Genomic DNA, 20,523 nt, shown 5'->3' with positions numbered 1-20,523 from the left:
GGACTCAATGGTTACCCATGGCGCGCAGACTGGCTTGCTCTTGTGGCGAGGGAGCTTGCTCCCGCCGGGTTGCGCAGCAGCCCCAAACCTGGCCATCACGGTCTGTCTGATGCATCGCGTGACCAGGCTTTGCGACTGCTGCGCAGTCGAGCGGGAGCAAGCTCCCTCGCCACAGGGGATTCCAAGCTTCAGAGATCTCCTGCGTGCCAAGGCTTTTCAGGCGTTCTGCGCCTGGAGAAAAATCGAAAACAGCTCCGACTGGGATTTGATCCCCAGCTTGCTGTACATATGTTTCTTATGGACTTTCACGGTTTCTACGGAGATTTCCAGCTTACGGGCGATTTCTTTACTGGAGCAACCGCTGAGCATCAAACGCCCGACATCCAGTTCCCGGGCGGTCAGGTGTGCGCCCTTGAGTCGTTGCACCGATGCTTCCAGTTGCACCCGCCAGTCGACCTGCGCCGGCGCGGCAGCGAGGGCCACGGTTTCATTGATTTCGTACGGCAGGCGCTGGCGCAAAAGGCCCAGTACCCAAGGCTGGATCAAAGACAGCAAAGCAATCTGTTCGCCAGTGAAACGTTTTTCACTGCCCAGCGACAGGCACAACGTGCGTTCGCCTTCGAGCTGGCAATTGAACTGGATTTCGTCGGCGACCACATTCAGACGAAAGTATCGCTGGTAATACTCGGTCAGCTCGAAATGCTCTGGCGCCACCTCCGACAAGCGGTACATGCCAGTGCGCGACTGCTCGCGGCAGGCAATGTAGAACGGGTCGAGCCGGTACAACCCGCGCAGATAGTCCTGAAACAACGGGTCGGGACTGCCGTCCTCGCCGGGGCATTCAGCGAAGACCTGTGGATGCTGATCGGCGCTGAACAGCAGCACCACCCAGCTATCGAACGCCACGTACTGGTCGAGCAGACGCACCAGTTGCGCCCAGAAATTCGGCTTGTCCAGCGCCTCGATCAGTTGCCCGACGGCGCGGTGCCAGGTGATGTCATCAAGTGAAACGGTCATGGATCTACCCCTGTCGGGTTACCCCGGCCGCGTAATTCCCCGGCCGGTCGCAGCTGCGCATACTGGCCCACAGACAGCCACCGGGCAATCTTTCGGCGCCCGCTGCCCACAACAAGGAATCTTCATGAAAGTCGAACTCGCCCAACTGGCGGGCCGTGACACTGGCACCGCGTACAACCTCGAACGCGCCCTCGCGGCGATTGCGGCGTGCGCGGCCGATACGCAATTGATCGTGTTCCCGGAAACTCACCTGATGGGCTTCCCGACGGCCGAGACCGTGGCGCAGATCGCCGAGCCGGTGGACGGCCCGACCGTCAGCGCCGTGCTGGCCGCCGCCCGTGAGCGCAACATCGCCGTGGTGATCGGCCTGGCCGAGAATGACAACGGGCGCTTCTACAACACCACGCTGCTGATCACCCCGGAAGGCATTGCCCTGAAATACCGCAAGACCCATTTGTGGGCCTCGGATCGCGGCGTGTTCGAGGCGGGCGACCGCTATTCCACCTGCGAGTGGAACGGCGTGCGCGTCGGACTGCTGATCTGCTACGACATCGAATTCCCCGAATCCGCCCGTGCACTGGCACAGCTGGGCGCCGATTTGCTGATCGTGACCAACGGCAACATGGACCCGTACGGCCCGACCCATCGCACCGCGATCATGGCCCGCGCTCAGGAGAACCAGGCGTTTGCGCTGATGGTCAACCGCGTCGAGGCCGGGGACGACGGCTTGATGTTTGCCGGTGGTAGTGCGCTGGTCGATCCGCTGGGGACGCTGCTGTTCGAGGCCGGTCGTGAAGAAGGGCAGTTCAGCGTCGAGCTGGATTTCAGTCAATTGGAGGTTGCGCGCAAGGATTATCGCTATCTGCAGGATCAGCGGCTGAAGCTGCCGGGGGAGGTGCTGGAGCACGCTTCGGGACTGCGCGAGTTGCTGATTCCTTTGCGCTGATCCGGATTCCGTGTCGAGCGAGCTGACGCCTTCGCGAGCAAGCCCGCTCCCACAGAGACTGCGTTCCCCTGTGGAAATACACTCTCACAATGATCGCGCACGTCCTGTGGGAGCGGGCTTGCTCGCGAAGGCGGTCTCATGGACAACACACCTGCCTGATCCCCCAAAAAATCAGTGCAACCGCGCCAGCTCCCACAGAGGCTTTGCGTCCGGCGCCGGGCATGTGATGCTTGCGGCTTTTGCGCTAGGGGCCTGCTCTTCATGTCGACGTTTCTCAACGAAAAAATCATTCGCATCGCTGCCGCCCTGTTGCTCAATCCCGAGGGTCAGACCCTGCTGGTGCGCAAGCGCGGCACCAAGGCATTCATGCAGCCGGGCGGGAAGATCGAAGCGCATGAGTTGCCGGTGCACGCGCTGGCCCGCGAGCTGGAAGAAGAGCTGGGGCTGGCGATTGATCCGGCGCAGGCGACATTTCTCGGGCAGTTCTCGGCGCCTGCTGCCAACGAGCCGGGGTTTGTTGTTCACGCGGAGATTTTTCAGCTGACGATCGATGCCGACGTGACGCCCGCTGCCGAAATCGAGGAAATGATCTGGGTCGATCCGGCCACTGATCCTGCTGTCGTTCTGGCGCCATTGACACGGGATCTGATCCTGCCGTTTTATCGCCACTCGCTCACCGCGATTGCCTGATCATTCACGCACAGGACGCCTACCATGATCCCGCTTCCAGACCTGCTGATCTTCGCTGCCGCCGCGCTGTTGATGGTTCTGACGCCGGGGCCGAACATGATTTACCTGATCTCGCGTTCGATCTGTCAGGGGCGCAAGGCCGGGGTCACTTCGTTGCTTGGCGTGGTGGCGGGGTTTTTCGTGCACCTGTTCGCGGCTGCCGCCGGTTTGACGGCGGTGTTTCTCGCGGTGCCGATGGCCTATGAAGTGCTGAAATGGGCCGGCGCGTTGTACCTGTTGTGGCTGGCCTGGCAAGCGGTGAAACCCGGTGCGCGCTCGCCGTTCGAAGCGCAGCCATTGCCGCCGGACTCGTCGCGCAAACTGATCACCATGGGCTTTCTCACTAGCGCGCTGAACCCGAAAATCGCGGTGTTCTATCTTTCAGTGTTTCCGCAGTTCATCAGCCCTGAACACGGCTCGGTGTTCACTCAAAGCATCCTCCTCGGCCTGACCCAGATCAGCGTCAGTTTCTGCGTCAATTTGCTGATCGCGCTGTTCGCGGCGGGTATCGCCTCGTGGTTTGTGCGCAACCCGACATGGCTGGCGCTGCAGCGTTATTTCATGGGTTTTGTACTCGCCGGTCTGGCGGTGCGCCTGATGCTTGAACAACGCAGGACGGCGTGAGCATGTGGATCGAACGGCTGGACGCCAGTCATGCCCTGGCTTACCGCGAGCTGATGCTTGAGGCCTACGACCGCCACCCGCAGGCGTTCACCTCCAGCGTGCGCGAGCGTGCGGCGATGCCGTTGAGCTGGTGGGAAGGGCGTCTGACCAGCAAGCTCGATGTGGTGCTCGGTGCGTTCGAAGCGGGCACATTGGCCGGCATCGTCGGCCTGGCTTTCGAACCCAGGGAAAAGGCCCGGCACAAATCCACTTTGTTCGGCATGTACGTGTCAGCTGACTTTCGCCAGCACGGTCTGGGGCAAAAACTGGTCGAGGCCGCCATCGCCGAAGCACACACCCATCCGGAACTGAAACTGATTCAGCTGACCGTCACCGCCGGCAACGACGCCGCGTTCAAGCTGTACCAGCGCTGCGGCTTCATCCAGTTCGGACTGGAGCCGCTGGCGGTGCGCGTGGGTGAAGACTACTTCGACAAGATCCACATGTGGCGCCAGCTCTGACACCACACTGTCCCCCTGTGGCAGCGGGCTTGCTCGCGAATGCGGTGGGTCAGCGCAGCACCCGTCAACTGACAGATTGCTTTCGCGAGCAAGCCCGCTCCCACAGGGGGATGTGTGTTTCAGGCAGGGGGATCAATGTTGTCGAGCATGCGCTTCACCGACCGTCACCACCTCTTGAAATCACACGATTCCCTGTGGGAGCAGGCTTGCTCGCGAATGCGGTGGGTCAGTGCAGCACCCGTCAACTGACAGATTGCCTTCGCGAGCAAGCCCGCTCCCACAGTGGGATGCGTGTTTCAGGCAGGGGGATCAATGTTGTCGAGCATGCGCTTCACCGACCGTCACCACCTCTTGAAATCACACGATTCCCTGTGGGAGCGGGCTTGCTCGCGAATGCGGTGGGTCAGTGCAGCACCCGTCAACTGACAGATTGCTTTCGCGAGCAAGCCCGCTCCCACAAGGGGATGTGTGTTTCAGGCAAGGGGATCAATGTTGTCGAGCATGCGCTTCACCGCCCATCACCACCTCTTGAAATCACACTGTTCCCCTGTGGGAGCGGGCTTGCTCGCGAATGCGGTGGGTCAGTGCAGAACCCGTCAACTGACAGATTGCTTTCGCGAGCAAGCCCGCTCCCACAGTGGGATGTGTGTCAGCGCACCGCGCTGACGCCATCCAGTGTCGAGAACGAAGTGTCCTTGGCGGTCAGCAGGAAATCGCGCATGTACGGTGCATCGAGCATGTCCGCACGAATCGCCGCGTACAGCGTGGCAAACAGGCCTTTTTCGCCCAGGCGCTTGGCCTTCACGTAGCCGCGTGAGCTGTATTCGTGCAGCGCCCAGTGCGGCATGCCGCAGACGCCACGGCCGCTGGCGACCAGTTGCATCATCATCACCGACAGTTCCGAGGTGCGCACTTGCGCTGGTTCGATGTCGGCCGGTTCGAGGAAGCGGGTGAAGATGTCCAGCCGATCGCGTTCCACCGGGTAGGTGATCAGGGTTTCGCTCAGCAGGTCTTCGGGAACGATGTACGGTTTGCTTGCCAGCGGATGCTGGTTGGCGACCGCGAGCATCGCTTCGTAGGTGAACAACGGCACGTAGGTGATGCCGATGATGTCCAGCGGATCGGAGGTCACCACCAGGTCCAGATCACCCCGGGCCAGCGCCGGCAGCGGGGCGAAGGCGAAGCCCGAGGCGAGGTCGAGTTCGACTTCCGGCCAGGCGTCGCGGAACTGGTCGATGGTCGGCATCAGCCACTGAAAACAGCTGTGGCATTCGATCGCCATGTGCAGGCGCCCGGCGGTGCCACCGGCCAGTCGGCTGATGTCGCGTTCGGCGGCACGCAGCAGCGGCAGGGTCGCGTCAGCCAGTTGCAGCAGACGCAGGCCGGCACTGGTGAAGCGCACCGGTTTGGTCTTGCGTACGAACAGCGGCATGCCCATGCGCTCCTCCAGCTCCTTGAACTGGTGCGAAAGCGCCGACTGCGTCAGGTGCAGGCGGTCGGCGGCATCCACCAGACTGTCGGCCTCGCGCAGGGCATGCAGGGTTTTCAGATGACGGATTTCAAGCACCGCAGGCTCCATGAACAAAATTTGTGATTGAGGCGAATGCGGTGAGTTTGTCTCATGTTGGCGGGGCTGTCGACTGCTTGAAGTACAGCGGAGCACACCCGTGCCCCGCTGTTTTTTGCTTTAGAGGTGAGCGAAGTGCTGGTTGCCCAGCGGTTTACCGATATCCCCACGCCAGATCGCCTCGACCTGTGCGCCGCCAGCACCCTGGGCCTGTTGCCATTGCAGGCCGAGATTGCGTTGTTCAGGCAATTTCAGATGAGCTTTGGCGAAATCCCCGAACGGCGCCCTGTCCGAGGTGTAGTGAAAGTGCGCATACCATAGCGTGCGCGGCGGATGGCTGGTCAGGTCGCGGACTTCGTACTCCTGGAGGAAATCCTTGCTCCTGTCGGCGCGCCTGCCCAGGGCCCGCAGTTCACCTTCCTTGCGGATATCCACCACTTGCTGTTGCAGCAGATAGTCCAGATAGCCTTCAGTGGGGGTCTTGCTGCGCAGTGACTGGTCGATGCGCAACCTGCGCCCGGCCCGTTGCAACGCCTGCGCGGTGGCGTGCAATTGCGCGACCAGTGGGTCGGTCGGCGACAGCCGCTCGATCGCCTGCGCCCGAGAGCTCAGTTCCGTCGCTTCGCTGACGAGCATGTGTTCCAGGTCCACCGGCAACATGTCCTGACGGGCGTAGCCATTCACCTTGTCCTGGTAGGCGGTGACAGCGGCGAGCCGCTGCCGGGCTTCGGCCAGCAAGGGTCTGACATCGCTAGGCAGGGACGGCGTGGTCGCGGTGTGGCGCGTCTGCAAGTGATACTTGCCGCTCGGGCGCCGCAGCCAGGTTTCATGGAAGCCGTCGCCGGCCACGATGAAGCGTACCTGGCGGGTACTTTCATCAAGGGCCTCGGTGCCGATCAGCAACTGGTTGTCCTCGGTTTCGAACAGTTGCCTGGCCCCAGGCTCTCGGCGTCTGATCGGCGGCGGCTGTTTGAGCGCATGCCGCGCGTGCTCTTCGACCTTGCTCAGACTGTCGAGAAACGGTGCGATCTGCTCCAGCTCCAGATGCTGCGGATAGCCCAGTGTCCAGGCCTTCAACTGACGGCGGAAACCGGCATAAATTTCCAGGGAATCCTCGATGATCCGGTTGCGCTGGGCCACGCTGGCATTGGTCTCGGGCAGATGATGCTGGGTCAGCAGTGCGCGTCCGACTTTTATCCGGGCGTCCTTCATCTGTGTGTGAAAGTACATCCAGTACAGATCGTCGACCGCTTCGTAGCGGGTGATGATCTCCAGCAGGTGGGCGGTTCTGAGGTAGTGGTGATTGCGATCGCCGAAATTGCGGTTGAGGGCCGTGATGTCGGCGGCCATCTTCGCCCTCTGGGTATTGTTGGTGATGCGCCTGTTCCACAGGTTGGCCTGTTCGATGATCGCGTGCAGTTGATCGAACTCCTCGAGAAAAGCCTTGCGCACCCATTTGCGTCGGGCCAGCAGCTGCACGTGCGCTGCCGTCTGGTTGTAAGGCGTGGCGTCGGATTCGGCGACCAGCGCATCGACCCGGTTCAGGTATTCGAGCAAGCGATCGCGGGCCACGGTCGCGCGTTGTACTGCGCGGTCCACCACCACCAGGGCACTGCGGCTCTTCAATTCCTTGAGCTGTTGGACTTTGTTGCCGCGGCTCAGGTGCAGCAGTTCGTCCGAGCTCTGGAACAGCTCGATGGCTTTGTCGATGTCATTGACGCAGGCCGTGTCGACCTCTGCCAGCAGCGGCTTGCGCTGGACAAAGTCGAGTCTCTGGTAGTTTTCCAGCAACTGATTGGTGGTGCGTGTCTGGTTCTGCAGGCGGCGGGCGTAGGCGTCGATGGTGTTGTTCAGGGTCAATTGCCGGCGCAATTGGCGATTGGTCCACCACTCTGGCAGCCAGCGGCGGATGGCCTCGGGCCAGAGCGGTTGGAGGCCATCGGCCAGATGCCCGAGCACCGCGCCACCGCCTGCGCCGCCACCGTCCATCACTGTGCCGTATACCGCGTAGTGGGTGTTCCACTGGCCGAATTCGTCGAGGGCGATCGGCTGTTTGTAGCCGCGCATCCACGTCCCGTACAAACGCCAGCCGCGTGGCTGTTCGCTGAGCTGGACGCGATAGACGCGGCCCAGCCGCAGGATGAAATCGCCCTCGGCATGGCGGTAGACATTGCGGTAAACGCCTTCGGTCGCCGGGCTCAGGCCGGCCAGGGAAATGTCGTGTTCGTATTCGTAGCCCTTGAAACGGTCGAGCGAATGTCGGGACCATTGCCAGGACGTGCGCAGTGCGGCGGACCTGCCCAGTGTCGCCTGTTGCCGCTGCCGGGTTGCCAGGCGTGCGGCGGCGGGCGCGCTGACTGTGCCCGGCAGCACGTCCATAGCGGCGTCGATCAATGACAACAGAACCGCTTCCACTTCTGCCAGACCGTGGCCGAGTTCACCGCGCAAGAACGCCGCCACGGCGAGGTTGGCGCTTTGCCAGGCGTCATACAGCGCCACCGCTGTGCCCACGAACGGCAGCATGCCGATGGCCATTTTCAGATAGTTGAACAGGGCGCCGGACTTCAGTGCGCAATGTTCCAGATACAACGCATCGTTGGAGCGCGAACTGTCGCGATGAGCTTCCAGCAAGCGGCCCATGTGTACGTTCAGCAGATGACTGGCCAGCGAAGTGGTCGCCGGCCAGGCCATGCCGACGCCGATCAGGGCATCGAAGTTGCGCAGTTGTGCTTGATTGATCCGGCTGACATGGCTGGCGAAATCGCCGCTCAGGGCACGCCCGGCGAGGTAGTTGACCATGTTGCGGTCAACGCAGCGCCGGAACAGATCCAGACGCGCCTGCTCGAGTGTTGCGTACTGCCGCAGGAAGATCGCGTCGCTGCTGTCGGGCAGGTACAGCAGGGTCAGGCCACTGACCTGCTCGACGATGAAGGTGACCCCGGCGAGTGTGCTCGGTCCCTGATGCGCGGTGTCGGTGCCGCCGACCGTCAGGTGCACCGGCAGCAACGCGATGCGCTTGCCGTCGACGGCATAGGCTTGAGCCGTTGTCGCGTCGATGGCGATTTTCAGCACGGCATGGCCGGCGCTGTCGATGTGCTGCTGCAGCAAGGCGAACTCACCCTGCAGTTCGAGCATCAGGCGCCACGGTTCGCTCAGGCATTCGCGGCGCCAGGCCTGGGTGAACGCGGATTCTGTCGGCGTGCCGAAAAACGCCTGGCGAATCAGGATTTCGTAGCGTCCGGCCAGATCCAGTTGCGTCACCAGCTGGCGCAGATAGACCGGGTTGATGCCCGCCTCGACACGCTGCCGATCACCTTCGTCCTCGGCACTGACCTTGACTTGCATGAACGACAGTCGCCACCACATGTCCTGGTCGATGTTGTTCTGGGCCAGTTGTTCCAGGCTGAGATCACTGCGCCCGGCGCTGGCGGTGAGGACACTGCGTTGCGGAGTGCCGGGCGCGGCGCCCGCGATCAGGGTCTTTTGCCAGGAGGTGGAGTCGGGCAGATCAAGGCTCACACGCACGCTTTTTACCAGTGCAAAGTCGTGGCGCAAGCGCGCGTCGATGCGTTTATCGGCGAAGGTCTGACGCGGTGGCAGTTCTCGTTCGAGCAGCGCATGAGCGTGTCGCATTGCTGCGAGATAGCGATTGATCAGCGCCTTGAGCCGTGTACGCCTGTCGTCGTCGAGTGTGTTGAACCACGCGGGCAGGTTGCCGGCCAGCGCAGCGCTCTGGTCTTGCTCCTGACGCTCGGCAAACGCCCGTGCGCGGGCTTGCGCCAGCGCTACGGTCAAGCGTGACAGATGCTGTTCACTCAGCTGTTCCATCGCGGCTTTGCGCGCCTCGGCATGCGTGGGCAGCGGGTGATCGCGGATGATGGTCGCGGCCTGTTGTTCGCACTGATAGAGCTGCTGATCCAGGGACCAGGTCAGGGCATCGCCGGACAGTGGCGTCAGGTGCAGGGCCAGTTCGCGGTCGTACGGCGAGCGCTTGAACAGGTTTTGCTCCAGCGCCTGACGCGAGGTGAAGCGTTGCAGTCCACCGCACTGCCCGGGCCAGTAAAGCAGCAGACTGTCTGTGGAGTCCGGCGCCAGCGCCGAAGGCGCCGCGATGATCAGTACGCCGGGCAGGTCTTCGACCCGGGTGAGGCCCTGGTCTGTCGCCGACAACGACACGCGCGCGATCACCCCTTCGGATGCCGGCAGGTTGTGCCCCGGGGCGTCCAGCAGTGTGATGAGCCGCCGATGCTCCTGCGCCGTCAGTTGTTCCAGTGCCCGTTGCCATTCGACTTCGGCGCGCAGCCCCGCGATCCGGGCCTGCAACAGGGCGGTGTAATGGACGTTCGAGTGGCGGCGCAGTTCGAGCATTGTCAGCGGATCCCGGCTGTCGAGCAGCGCCGACGCCGCATCGTGGCTGGCTTGCCGGGCCTGGCCAAAGGCATCGAAAGCACCGGCCAGTTGCTGACGCTGCGGGGCGTGCAGATCGGATTCGCCAAACAGACGATCGAGCGCCAGGTGTTCAACAGCCAGTGCCTGCCGCCGCAGGTCCAGAGGAATGTCGGCGACCAGCAAGCCGAAGGGTGCAACCTCGTCGGCATTCTGCCCGGAGCTATCGGGCAGGGCTGGCGCGGCGGGGAAAAGCTTGCCCACCTCGATCCAGCTACCGACGCTGCTTGCTAGGCCGGCCATCAGCGGCTCAAGCCCGCGGGTGAACGGTTCGTGGCCGAATTCGATGAAGTCCAGCGAAGTGCCGAGCACCGGATGCGGGTACTGCTCAATCAGCCAGTGCTCAAGCCCGGCCTGATCTTCGAAGCGGAGCAGCGGTTGTGCCTGGGCAGGTATATAAAGCAGATACACCGCGTCCTCGAGACGGATCATCAGGGCACCGTGCAGGCGCACACGGTTGCCACCGACACGGTTGAGCACCGGTTGCGCGACCCGCAGATCCGCCGCGATTTTGTTCGATGGCGTCAGCAACTGCGCCAGCCGGGGTTGTTGTGAACGGCTGAGCCGGCCTTCGGCAATCGCCAGCTCACAGGCCGCTTCGAAATGCCGGCGGTACAGGCTCGCGGCATGATCGCGCCGTGACAGCGCAGTACCGCGCGCACGAGCGCTCCACCAGCCGCTGTCGGGCAACCCGATACGCTGCGCCATGAGGTCGAGCCATTGCTGGTGACAGGCGTTCAAGCGCGTCGTCGCCAGAAGACAGAGGTTTTGGTCAGGGGTTGGCCGCAGTGGCGGATCAAGGCCGAAGTCGACCGTTACAGGGGAAAGGGCATCGAACATGCGCCGGGGCTCCAAAAGGCATGACCACCGGGTGATTCCGCTGGTCATGCCCATTAGAGGCGAGCCGTGACAGGGCCTTGCGGTACATATTTATCGCTGGCGCGGGCATTCGTTTCAGAGGGTGTCCCGGTCAGGCGTTCAGCCACGCCCTCATGCGGTCAAGGTGAACAGGTCTGACCGACGTCCTGCTGCGTACAACTGACGGAAATGACAGGCGCGACGATCGTCAGGACTCGTGGCGCATGACCACTCGGCAAACTTCATCAAACTGTCACGCAACTGTGGCAGCGCGCTTGAACAAACTTCATCAGACTCGCGCTCTACTGGGGTTCTGCGTTTCGGTGTTTCTTCATGCGTTTATTTCTTTTGTTGGCCGCGCTGTTGTTCGGCCTGCCGTCGATGGCGGCTTCGCGTTGCGACGTCAATGTACCGACCCAACGGGTCGATCTGGCACAGGTGAGCCTGGCGTACCAGAGCATCGGACGTGCCTCGGATCCGGCGCTGTTGCTGGTCATGGGCCTGGGTGGTCAGTTGATCCACTGGCCCGACGAAGTGGTGGTTGCGCTGTGTCAGCAGGGTTTTCGGGTGATCCGCTATGACAATCGCGATGTCGGTCTGTCGACCTGGCGTCAAGCGCCCGCCGAGGCCAACCTGACCTTTGAAGTGCTGCGCTACAAGCTCGGATTGCCGGTGTCGGCGCCTTACTCGCTGACCGACATGGCCGACGATGCGCTGGGCTTGATGGACGCGCTGCACGTCGACCAGTTTCACGTACTGGGCGCGAGCATGGGCGGGATGATCGCCCAGCACCTGGCGGCGATGGCGCCGCAGCGGGTGGAGAGTCTGACGCTGATCATGACCAGTTCCGGCGCCGAAGGATTGCCGGCGCCGAGTGCGGCGCTGGTGCAACTGCTGGCCCGACGCGGCGCGCCGAATCGCGAGGTGGCGCTTGAGCAGCAGGCCGATCTGCTGGCGGCGCTCGGCAGCCCCTCAGTCACTGATGATCGGCAGGCGTTGCTGCATCAGGCGGCGATTGCTTACGACCGGGCGTTCAATCCTGAAGGTGTGAAGCGCCAGATCATGGCGATCCTTGCCGAGCCGAGCCGGGTGACGTTGCTCAATCAATTGCGGGTGCCGACCCTGGTGGTACACGGCACGGCCGATCCGTTGTTGCCGGTGATGCACGGCGTGCATCTGGCGGCGCACATTCGTGGCAGTCAGTTGAAGCTGATTCCGGGGTTGGCCCATCGTTTTCAAGAGGCGTTCAAGGCGCCATTGCTGGCGGCGGTGTTGCCGTATCTGCAACAGCACCGTGAGGACACGTCGCACTGGGCGCAGATCGAGCCGGTGGCAAGCGGCAACCTGCTGTAGGCGAGGTTTTGGCGGTGTTGATTAGGGCCTCTTCGCGAGCAAGCCCGCTCCCACAAGGGCAACCGTATTCCAAATGTGGGGTCGGGCTTGCTCGCGAAGGGGCCCGCTCCCACAAGGGCAACCGTATTCCGAATGTGGGGCCGGGCTTGCTCGAAGGGGCCCGCTCCTACAAGGGCAACCGTATTCCGAATGTGGGAGCGGGCTTGCTCGCGAAGGGGCCATCACTGTCATCGCAAGAGCAGGCAGGTGTATCGTGCAAACTTTCCCGCACGATTTCCGTCCGCGAGGTGTGTGATGAGTTCCGCTTTGAAAATCGATTTTGTCAGCGACGTTTCCTGCCCGTGGTGCGTCGTCGGTCTGTATGGCCTGCTTCAGGCGCTGGAAATCCTGCGCGATGAAGTGCAGGCCGAGATTCATTTCCAGCCGTTCGAACTGAACCCGAAGATGGGCCCGGACGGGCAGAACATCACCGAGCACATCGGCGAGAAATACGGCTCGACCCCGGAACAGTCACAGAAGAACCGCGAGGCGATTCGTGCCCGTGGCGCCGAGGTCGGATTTGCCTTTCGCACCGATGGCAACAGCCGCATCTACAACACCTTCGATGCTCATCGTCTGCTGCATTGGGCGGGTCTTGAGGGTTTGCAGTTGAAGTTGAAAGAGGCGCTGTTCAAGGCGTATTTCACTGACGGCGGTAATCCGTCCGATCACGCGCAACTGGCGCAGATTGCCGAAAGCGTGGGCCTGGATCGGCAGCGTGCGCAGGCGATTCTGGCCTCCGCCGAGTTTGCCGATGAGGTGCGTGCAGAAGAGCAGTTGTGGCTGCAACGCGGCGTGAGTTCGGTGCCGACCGTGGTGTTCAACGGTCAGTACGCGGTGACGGGCGGGCAACCGGTGGACACGTTTGTCGGGGCGATTCGGCAGATCATGAGTGAAACCAAAGGCGGCACGGTCAATTGAGCCAGCGCTCTTAACGCACGATCTTGTCGACGTGGATCCCGAGTTTCTTCAGGCGATACCAGAAGCTGCGTTCGGAGATGCCGATCAACTGCGCGGCGGCGGCCTGCACGCCGTTGCTCTGTTGCAGGGCCGCAAGAATGTAGGCCTTCTCGACTTCGGCGAGTGCTGCGTCCAGATCCGCCGGGACACCGTTGATTTCGCTTAGCGGGCCGCTGCTGTCCGAGGCTTGCGCGGCGAACAGGTAGGCCGGCAGATCCTGTTCCTCGATGATGTTGGCGGAGGCGACGATGGTCGCGCGCTCCACGCAGTTCTGCAGCTCGCGGATGTTGCCCGGCCATGAATAGCGGGTCATCGCCTGCAAGGCTTGCGCGCTGAAACCGCTGATGCGTTTGCCGGCCGCGGCGCCCAGGGTGTGGGCAAAATGCCGGGCCAGCGGGGCGATGTCCTCGACCCGATCGCGCAGCGCTGGCAGCGGGATCGGAAACACGTTGAGGCGGTAGTAGAGATCTTCGCGAAACTCCTTGTTGGCCACCGCTTGCAACAGGTCTTTGTTGGTGGCGGCGATCACCCGCACATCGACCTTGCGTTCCTTGGTATCGCCCACCGGCTCGATCACCCGCTCCTGCAGGGCGCGGAGGATCTTGGCCTGCAGTGCCAGCGGCATTTCACCAATTTCATCAAGAAACAATGTGCCTTTGTCGGCCTGCTGAAAGCGCCCGATGCGATCGGCCACGGCGCCGGTGAACGCGCCTTTGCGGTGGCCGAACATTTCGCTTTCCAGCAGCCCTTCAGGGATGGCCGCGCAGTTCACCGCCACAAACGGCTTGTCGGCGCGGTTGCCATGCTTGTGGATGGCCCGGGCGACCATCTCCTTGCCGGTGCCGCTTTCGCCGCTGAGCAGCACCGTCGCGGCGCTTTCGCGTACCGAGTCCACCGCTTGCAGCACGTTGCGAAAACTCGGGCTGTCACCGATCAGGCTGTCGATCTGCTGATGCTCGTCGAGCTCGGCGCGCATGCGCTGGTTGTCTTTGAGGATGTCGCGAAATTGCAGGGCCTTGCTGACGGTGATGTCCAGTTCGTCGATGTCGAAGGGTTTGGCGATGTAATCAAATGCGCCATTGCGCATTGATTCCACCGCATTTTTCACCGTGCTGTAGGCGGTCATGACGATGACCGGCAACTGTGGATAACGGTTCTTCACCTCTGCCAGCAAATGCGGACCGTCCATGCCGGGCATGCGCCAGTCGCTGATCAGCAGATCGATGTCTTCGCTTTCCAGCACCTTGAGTGCGTGCAGGCCATTGCCGGCGGTGAACACGCTGATGCCGTTCTGCCCGAGGGCCGAGGCCAGCAGATCGCAGAGTTTCGGTTCGTCGTCCACCACCAGAATGTTATGCGTCATCGTCGCTCTCGTCGAAGTCCTCGCCATTGGCCGGAATGTACAGGCTGAAGGTCGCGCCGGCATCTTTTTCGCTGACACATTCTACGCGCCCGTTATGGTTTTCCATGACCGAAAACACTTTGGCCAGGCCCAGTCCGGTGCCCGAGGCCTTGGTGGTGACGAACGGGGTGAAGATGCGCTCCAGCATGTCGGCTTCGATCCCCTGACCGGTGTCCGCCACGCTGACGATGGTGTATTTGGCGTCGCTGGCGATGCTCAGGGTCAGTCGGCCGCCATCAGGCATCGCGTCGATGGCGTTGACGATCAGGTTCAGGCCGGCCTGTTTGAGTTGCTTGGCATCGGCGTAGATCGTCGCCCCCGGCGCCTGATCGTCGATGTGCAGATCAATGTTGTGGCTGGCCAGCTCCGGCTCGCAAAAACCGGCCAGTTCGTCGACCAGGGCGCGGGCTGACTGGGTGGCGCGGATCGGCGCGCTGGGTTTGGCGAAGTCGAGAAACTCGGTGATCAGATCATTGATCCGGCTGACTTCCTTGACCACGTATTCCAGATGTCGCCTGTCGGTTTCCGGCAGGTCGGCACGGCGGTGCAGCAGTTGCGTGGCGGTTTTGATGATGCCCAGCGGATTGCGGATTTCATGGGCCAGACCCATGGCGACTTCGCCTAGCGCGTGCAGGCGATCACGGCGGCGCAGTTGCGACTCCAGATGCTGCAACTCCTCCAGACGTTCGCTCATGTGGTTGAACGTGCTGCTCAGTTCTGCCAGTTCGTCGCCGCCATTCACGCTCAGGCGCTGATGATAGTCGCCGGCAATCACCGCTTGTACGCCTCTGGCCAGACCGCGCAACGGCTTGGTCAGACGCTGCGAGACCAGCCAGCCAACCGCCAGCGACGCCGCCGAACTGAGCAGGAAAATCAGGATGAACAGGTTGCTCTGATTGACCAGGCCGACCAGGCTGGTGTGGCGCAGCAGTCCGCTGAAAATCACCCCTTGCAACTGGCCGTTTTCGTTGAAGATCGGCCGGTAGATGCCGCTGTAGCGGTTGGTGAATTGCTCGAACGGCCGCTTGCTTTCGCGCAGGTTCTGTTCAATGCCTTTCGGCACTTGCAAGGGGTGATCCTCAAAGCGCTGGGTCGAGAAGATCTCCGAGAAGTCATCGCCCTTGGCCAGGTAAAGGCGCAGATCAAGCGAATGCACGTCGGCAACACTGGTGAGGAAGCTGTCGTCCAGATAAGTGCCGATGATCAATTTGTATTCGATGCCGCTCTGTTCGGTCTCGAACGTCGAAATCACCGTGCCGGTGGCCACACCGCCCACCTGCAGGGTTTGCAGTACCGCTTTCGGGGCGGTGCTGATCTGGCTGACGATGTCGTCGGCGGCGGTGCTGTACACCACTTTGTGATCGCTGTTGCGTACCAGCGCCACGACGTCGATGCCCATGGAGTCGGCGACGTCGGCGGTCAGCTTGTTGTGCTTGGCCGATTGACGATCGGTGGGAGGGCGCGTGTAACGCAGAAACAGCTGAGCGGCGCGGGCGTTGTCGCGCAGGATTTCGCTGATTTCGTCCTCGACGATCTTCGACGATTCCTGCAGCCAGATGCGCACGTTGCTGTCGAAGATCTGCGACAGCGTGGTGGCCGCCAGTTCCGCAGCAATCATGGTCGGAATCACGCTGACCAGCCAGAAGGCCAACACCAGTTTGCGTTGCAGGCTCCAGCCGGAAAGGGCGAAAGGTCGGGGCGTGGCGCGTCGGTCATTGATCATTGGATTTCGCTTATTGCAGCTGCCAGGGCCGGATCGGAGCGATCCGGGCGGACGAATATTTTCACCAGACGCAACATTTGGTCGAACAGTGGATTGCGATGGCGGAAGAACACGGTGTTACCGACAAACGAGCAACCCAGGCGCAGCTTACTGGCATAGCCGGCCTGCCCGCACACATAGATCGCCAGTTTGTGCTCAATACAGTAGTCGACATTTTCCAGCCAGCTACGGGTGTAAAGATTGTACTGCCGCGTGCGGGCCAGATCGTGGGCAAAAAACTTGTCGACCAACCGCTGCTCGTCGAGCAATACCAGATTGAACGCCACCAGTTCGTCGCCGACCCAATAGAGCACGCACGCCGATCGATTATCGAGGTGATTGAGGACTTCGCGAAAGTACGCCGCAGGCAGGCACTCGAAGGCCAGATCGCTGCGGGCGAGGGTGGCTTCGTAGAGTTCCATCATGCGCGGCAGCAAGTCGTGCACCGAGCGTCGCCATTCCGTACGCGGCCCCTGGTTGCGCAAGATTCGGCGCAGATCCTTGCGCGTGGATTTCCCCAGGCTACCCAGATAAGCGTCCACCGAGGCGAAGCTGATCGGCAGTTCGGCACCGGGCAACCCGGGCATGCTTTGCAGGCCGGCCTGCTGACAGACCTCCAGCCACTGTGGATCGCGATGCGAGGCATCCTTCACCGCGAACAGGCCGATCCCGGCGTGTTCGGCATCCTGTCTTGCCAGCTCCAGCAACTGACGGAGCAGTGACGGGCGGTGCGTCGCCGCAATGTGCGAAGCCGTGCCGACATGGCATTGCTCCGCCACCGGCGAGCCGAGGGCGTACAGACGGATATCGAACAGTCGGGGCAGATGTCGGCGCAGCCACTGACTGACACGTTTGCCCGCGCCCTGCAGCGTGGTATCGAGTGAGTAGGCCGTGATGAACGCCACGGTGGCCGCGATCAGACGGCCGTCCTCGTGCAGCGTCAGGTAGCGCCAGTGAAAGCCGTCAATGCCGGCGCGTTCAACGGCGCGGTAGTAATCCCAGTCCTCCAGCTCATCGACGAAGCAGTCATTCCAGGCGCAGCGGTCGATCGCTTCGATCGTTGAGAAGGCTTGAGCGGTGATCACGTCGTTTCCTTATGTCGGCGAGTCGTGGTGTTCGGCCTGTGTCGCAGGATGTCTGCCGGCAACTGCTCAAGCCAGTTGCCGGTACTCCAGCGGCGCAACGGGGCTGCTGATCTGCTGCATGAAGCGTCGCTGTATGAAGTCGATGCTCAACTCCACGACACGGCGGTACTGCAGGTCGACCGTGATCATGTGATAGCAGTCGTCGAGCAACACTTTGGTCACCGGTCCGCCAAGCTTGCGTTCGACGTAATCGGCATTCCAGCGGCTGGTGATGTCGTCCTCGATGGAGTGCAGCACCAGCGCCGGCGTGGTGATCGACGGCATGCGTTTTTTCACCACGGCGTTGAGCCGGTGCAGTTCGCGCACCGTGACGCCTTCCATGGTCAGCAACCCGGCCTGACTGCTCTGACCTTCTTTCATCTGGCGTTCGACGATGGCCCGCAGGCGCTCGTTCTTGATGCCGTAAGGCGGCTTTTCTTCGAAACTGCACAGGTGCACGCCGAACGGGATTTTCATCAGCAACGGGGTGAGGAACGCCAGTTTGTTGATGCTCCAGCCGTCGTAGCGCAGGGTGGTCGAATACAGCAGCAAACCCTCGATCTGTCCCGGGTGTTCGGCGGCCAGGTACATCGACAGCACGGCGCCCATGGACAAACCACCGACATACACCTTGTGGTGTTTGCGGCGTACACCGACGAAGGTGTTGCGTGCGCTTTCGTACCAGTCGCGCCAGCCGGTGGCTTGCAGGTCGGCATTGCCGCCGCAGTGCCCGGCCAGGGTCGGCACATAGACCGTGTGCCCGGCTTTCGCCAGGCCCACGGCCACCCGACGCAACTCCGTCGGGGTGCCGGTGAGGCCGTGGATCAACAGCACCGCGACCTCCCCGTCGCCGAGAACGAAACCGGCGTTGCCTTCGCCCATATCGATCTCTGCGTCGATCATCGTTTCATCGCCCGATGCAGCAGGCGGTCGAGCAGGGCCAGGCCCAGGTCGATTTCCGGATAGCTGATTTCCAGCGACGGTGCCAGGGTGATGACGTTCTTGTAGTAGCCGCCCACGTCGAGGATCAGACCGAGGCGACGACCGTCGATTTCGATGTCGCCCTTCATGCCTTCTTCGACCATGTAATCCAGAGTGGCCTTGTCCGGGGTGAAGCCGTCCTCGGTGCAGATCTCGCAACGCAGCGCCAGGCCCAGACCGTCGACATCGCCAATGATCGGGTAGCGTTTTTTCAGATCCTGCAGGCCTTCGAGGAAGTATTTGCCCTTGGCCATGACCATCGCGCCGTAATCGACTTCGCTGGTCATCTTGAACATTTCCAGACCCACGGCAGTGCCCAGCGGGTTGGAGGCGAAGGTGGAGTGGGTCGAGCCTGGCGGGAAGACTTTCGGGTTGATCAGCTCTTCGCGGGCCCAGATGCCGCCCAGCGGGTTGAGGCCGTTGGTCAGCGCCTTGCCGAAGACGATCACGTCGGGTTTGACGTCAAAGTGTTCGATCGACCACAGCTTGCCGGTGCGATAGAAACCCATCTGGATTTCGTCGACCACCATCAGGATGCCGTGTTGATCCAGGACGTGCTTGAGTTCGCTGTAGAAGTTCATCGGCGGGATCACGTAGCCACCGGTGCCCTGGATCGGCTCGACGTAGAACGCGGCGTATTCGCTCTGCCCGACTTTCGGGTCCCAGACGCCGTTGTATTCGGTCTCGAACAACCGCGCGAATTGCTGCACGCAGTGGCTGCCGTACTCTTCCTTGGTCATGCCTTTCGGACCGCGGAAGTGATACGGGAACGGGATGAACTGCGCACGCTCACCGAAGTGGCCGTAGCGGCGACGATAGCGGTAGCTGGAGGTGATCGACGACGCGCCGAGGGTGCGCCCGTGGTAACCGCCCTCGAAGGCGAACATCAGGCTCTTGCCGTTGGTGGCGTTGCGCACGACTTTCAGCGAGTCCTCGATCGACTGCGAACCGCCGACGTTGAAGTGCACCCGACCGTCGAGGCCGAACTTGTTCTTGGCATCGACCGCGATCATTTCCGAGAGCTCGATCTTGCCTTTGTGCAGGTATTGACTGGCAATCTGCGGCAGGGTGTCGATCTGTTGCTTGAGCGCATTGTTCAGCCGCGGGTTGGCGTAACCGAAGTTGACCGCCGAGTACCACATTTGCAGGTCGAGGTAGGCCTGATCTTCGGTGTCCCAGACGTAAGAGCCTTCGCAGCGGCTGAAGATGCGCGGCGGTTCGATGTAGTGAACGGTGTCGCCGTAGGAGCAGTATTTGGCTTCTTTTTCCAGAAGGACTTTGTCTTCGGCTGTCGCAATGCGGATATCAGACATGGTGCAGGGTTTCCTGTGCTTCAGAAGTGGATTCGGTGCTGAAATTGACGGCGTTGGCGGCCGGGGCCAGAGGCAGGCGGGCCAGCAGTTGCGGCAGTTCGGCGAAGCTGTCGAAGCGCGCGTAGGCGATGCCGTTGCGCTCGCAATGCTCGGCCAGGCGGTCCTTGGCGAAGACGAAATCGGCGGTGGACGCCACGCACATGTCGGACTGGCCGTCACCGATCACCAGCACGCGTTTGCTGCTGGGGGTGGATTTGCATTTGCAGTTGCCGGAGGCCGCGCGGCAGGCGTCACTGGCGTAAGGGAAATCGATGCGCCACTTGTCGTGGTCGATCTGGCGCAGGCGGTTGGCGAGGATCGGCAGCAGCGTCACGTAGTTGCGCGCCAGAATCCGCGCGATGCCTTGTTCGATGCCGTCGCTGACCACTTCCAGCGAAGCGCCTAGGCCAATCACGTGGTCGACGAAGTCGGGGAAGTCAGGGTCGATGTCGATGCTGTCGAAGAATTCGAGCAGTTGCGCAGGCGTGGCCTTGATCAGCGCCAGCTGACGGCTGAGGCATTCACGGGAACCGATCTTGCCCTCCAGCCATTCGTTTTCGATGGCTTCCCAGCTCGGGTCGGCGAAGCGTTCAAGGATGCTGTCGATTACGTCGGTACGGGTGATCGTCCCGTCGAAATCACACACGATATGCCAGTCAATCATCTGCAGTACCTGTTGGGTCGAGGCAGTTGTCAGGGTGCGCGGTCTGCGCCTGGCAAGGGTGGGAGCAGGGACTGTGCCAAATCGGCAAAACCCCGTAATGGCGGGGCCTATGCACGGTTTTCGTGAAGTGGAGCTACAATTTTTGTAGCTTGCTACAAACAACATGAGTGCTTGCGCCGAGGGCTCTATCCGGGGATTG

At 61.9% G+C, this 20,523-nt stretch carries 15 protein-coding genes; 6 read left to right on the top strand and 9 right to left on the bottom strand.

Going from position 1 to position 20,523, the window contains the following annotated elements; all coding sequences use genetic code 11:
• Positions 1-216: 216 nt before the first annotated feature.
• A complete protein-coding gene (locus ACVHNU_RS19210; protein WP_473018090.1) occupies positions 217-1,017 on the bottom strand; it encodes a helix-turn-helix transcriptional regulator in 801 nt (266 codons plus the stop codon).
• Between the two features lie 124 nt (positions 1,018-1,141).
• Between ACVHNU_RS19210 and ACVHNU_RS19205 the strand changes: the two genes are divergently transcribed.
• From ACVHNU_RS19205 to ACVHNU_RS19190, 4 genes are all read left to right on the top strand, one after another.
• The gene (locus ACVHNU_RS19205) at positions 1,142-1,963 is read left to right on the top strand and encodes a carbon-nitrogen hydrolase family protein (RefSeq protein WP_473018089.1); all 822 of its coding nucleotides are present in this window, start codon (positions 1,142-1,144) and stop codon (positions 1,961-1,963) included.
• Between the two features lie 261 nt (positions 1,964-2,224).
• Complete coding sequence (locus ACVHNU_RS19200; RefSeq protein WP_473018088.1) at positions 2,225-2,653, top strand: NUDIX hydrolase; 429 nt, start codon at positions 2,225-2,227, stop codon at positions 2,651-2,653.
• A 24-nt stretch (positions 2,654-2,677) separates the two neighbouring features.
• Positions 2,678-3,316 carry a LysE family translocator gene (locus tag ACVHNU_RS19195; protein WP_473018086.1) on the top strand — a complete coding sequence of 213 codons (639 nt, stop codon included), beginning with the start codon at positions 2,678-2,680 and terminating at the stop codon, positions 3,314-3,316.
• A gap of 2 nt (positions 3,317-3,318) precedes the next feature.
• A complete protein-coding gene (locus ACVHNU_RS19190; RefSeq protein ID WP_473018085.1) occupies positions 3,319-3,816 on the top strand; it encodes a GNAT family N-acetyltransferase in 498 nt (165 codons plus the stop codon).
• A gap of 649 nt (positions 3,817-4,465) precedes the next feature.
• Here the strand turns inward: ACVHNU_RS19190 and metR are convergent.
• Together metR and ACVHNU_RS19180 are read right to left on the bottom strand one after the other, a co-directional pair.
• Positions 4,466-5,383 (bottom strand): transcriptional regulator MetR, encoded by a 918-nt coding sequence (gene metR / locus ACVHNU_RS19185; RefSeq protein ID WP_045122615.1) that lies wholly within the window; start codon positions 5,381-5,383, stop codon positions 4,466-4,468.
• 120 nt (positions 5,384-5,503) lie between these two features.
• Positions 5,504-10,669 carry a dermonecrotic toxin domain-containing protein gene (locus ACVHNU_RS19180; RefSeq protein WP_473018084.1) on the bottom strand — a complete coding sequence of 1,722 codons (5,166 nt, stop codon included), beginning with the start codon at positions 10,667-10,669 and terminating at the stop codon, positions 5,504-5,506.
• A 351-nt stretch (positions 10,670-11,020) separates the two neighbouring features.
• Between ACVHNU_RS19180 and ACVHNU_RS19175 the strand changes: the two genes are divergently transcribed.
• Complete coding sequence (locus tag ACVHNU_RS19175) at positions 11,021-12,040, top strand: alpha/beta fold hydrolase (protein ID WP_003227790.1); 1,020 nt, start codon at positions 11,021-11,023, stop codon at positions 12,038-12,040.
• A 294-nt stretch (positions 12,041-12,334) separates the two neighbouring features.
• A complete protein-coding gene (locus ACVHNU_RS19170) occupies positions 12,335-13,000 on the top strand; it encodes a DsbA family oxidoreductase (RefSeq protein ID WP_400497225.1) in 666 nt (221 codons plus the stop codon).
• 10 nt (positions 13,001-13,010) lie between these two features.
• Here the strand turns inward: ACVHNU_RS19170 and ACVHNU_RS19165 are convergent, their stop codons facing one another.
• From ACVHNU_RS19165 to ACVHNU_RS19140, 6 genes are all read right to left on the bottom strand, one after another.
• Positions 13,011-14,402, bottom strand: a complete 1,392-nt coding sequence (locus tag ACVHNU_RS19165) for a sigma-54-dependent transcriptional regulator (RefSeq protein ID WP_262142235.1) — start codon at positions 14,400-14,402, stop codon at positions 13,011-13,013.
• Complete coding sequence (locus tag ACVHNU_RS19160; protein ID WP_003227784.1) at positions 14,392-16,164, bottom strand: sensor histidine kinase; 1,773 nt, start codon at positions 16,162-16,164, stop codon at positions 14,392-14,394. The genes ACVHNU_RS19165 and ACVHNU_RS19160 overlap by 11 nt, the downstream gene beginning before the upstream one ends.
• On the bottom strand, positions 16,161-17,288 hold the full coding sequence (locus ACVHNU_RS19155; protein WP_473018083.1) for a GNAT family N-acetyltransferase: 1,128 nt from the start codon (positions 17,286-17,288) through the stop codon (positions 16,161-16,163). The genes ACVHNU_RS19160 and ACVHNU_RS19155 overlap by 4 nt, the downstream gene beginning before the upstream one ends.
• Positions 17,289-17,354: 66 nt before the next feature.
• Complete coding sequence (locus ACVHNU_RS19150) at positions 17,355-18,230, bottom strand: alpha/beta hydrolase (RefSeq protein ID WP_003227781.1); 876 nt, start codon at positions 18,228-18,230, stop codon at positions 17,355-17,357.
• A complete protein-coding gene (locus ACVHNU_RS19145; protein WP_003227779.1) occupies positions 18,227-19,621 on the bottom strand; it encodes an aspartate aminotransferase family protein in 1,395 nt (464 codons plus the stop codon). The genes ACVHNU_RS19150 and ACVHNU_RS19145 overlap by 4 nt, the downstream gene beginning before the upstream one ends.
• Positions 19,614-20,324: an HAD-IB family phosphatase gene (locus tag ACVHNU_RS19140; RefSeq protein ID WP_003227777.1), complete on the bottom strand. Its 711-nt coding sequence runs from the start codon at positions 20,322-20,324 to the stop codon at positions 19,614-19,616. Before ACVHNU_RS19140 ends, ACVHNU_RS19145 begins: the two co-directional genes overlap by 8 nt.
• Positions 20,325-20,523 lie beyond the last annotated feature (199 nt).

This window comes from Pseudomonas sp. Ors-4-3C, assembly GCF_055755035.1.
Note: the sequence above shows the minus strand (reverse complement) of the source record. Positions and strands in the feature narration are given on the sequence as shown.

What these genes read in the sequence shown, in the direction of transcription:
- ACVHNU_RS19165 (WP_262142235.1), bottom strand. Translation starts at nt 14,402, where the DNA reads ATGACGCATAACATTCTGGTGGTGGACGACGAACCGAAACTCTGCGAT.
- ACVHNU_RS19200 (WP_473018088.1), top strand. Translation starts at nt 2,225, where the DNA reads ATGTCGACGTTTCTCAACGAAAAAATCATTCGCATCGCTGCCGCCCTG.
- ACVHNU_RS19160 (WP_003227784.1), bottom strand. Translation starts at nt 16,164, where the DNA reads ATGATCAATGACCGACGCGCCACGCCCCGACCTTTCGCCCTTTCCGGC.
- ACVHNU_RS19140 (WP_003227777.1), bottom strand. Translation starts at nt 20,324, where the DNA reads ATGATTGACTGGCATATCGTGTGTGATTTCGACGGGACGATCACCCGT.
- ACVHNU_RS19180 (WP_473018084.1), bottom strand. Translation starts at nt 10,669, where the DNA reads ATGTTCGATGCCCTTTCCCCTGTAACGGTCGACTTCGGCCTTGATCCG.
- ACVHNU_RS19195 (WP_473018086.1), top strand. Translation starts at nt 2,678, where the DNA reads ATGATCCCGCTTCCAGACCTGCTGATCTTCGCTGCCGCCGCGCTGTTG.
- ACVHNU_RS19150 (WP_003227781.1), bottom strand. Translation starts at nt 18,230, where the DNA reads ATGATCGACGCAGAGATCGATATGGGCGAAGGCAACGCCGGTTTCGTT.
- ACVHNU_RS19210 (WP_473018090.1), bottom strand. Translation starts at nt 1,017, where the DNA reads ATGACCGTTTCACTTGATGACATCACCTGGCACCGCGCCGTCGGGCAA.
- ACVHNU_RS19170 (WP_400497225.1), top strand. Translation starts at nt 12,335, where the DNA reads ATGAGTTCCGCTTTGAAAATCGATTTTGTCAGCGACGTTTCCTGCCCG.
- ACVHNU_RS19145 (WP_003227779.1), bottom strand. Translation starts at nt 19,621, where the DNA reads ATGTCTGATATCCGCATTGCGACAGCCGAAGACAAAGTCCTTCTGGAA.
- ACVHNU_RS19205 (WP_473018089.1), top strand. Translation starts at nt 1,142, where the DNA reads ATGAAAGTCGAACTCGCCCAACTGGCGGGCCGTGACACTGGCACCGCG.
- ACVHNU_RS19175 (WP_003227790.1), top strand. Translation starts at nt 11,021, where the DNA reads ATGCGTTTATTTCTTTTGTTGGCCGCGCTGTTGTTCGGCCTGCCGTCG.
- ACVHNU_RS19190 (WP_473018085.1), top strand. Translation starts at nt 3,319, where the DNA reads ATGTGGATCGAACGGCTGGACGCCAGTCATGCCCTGGCTTACCGCGAG.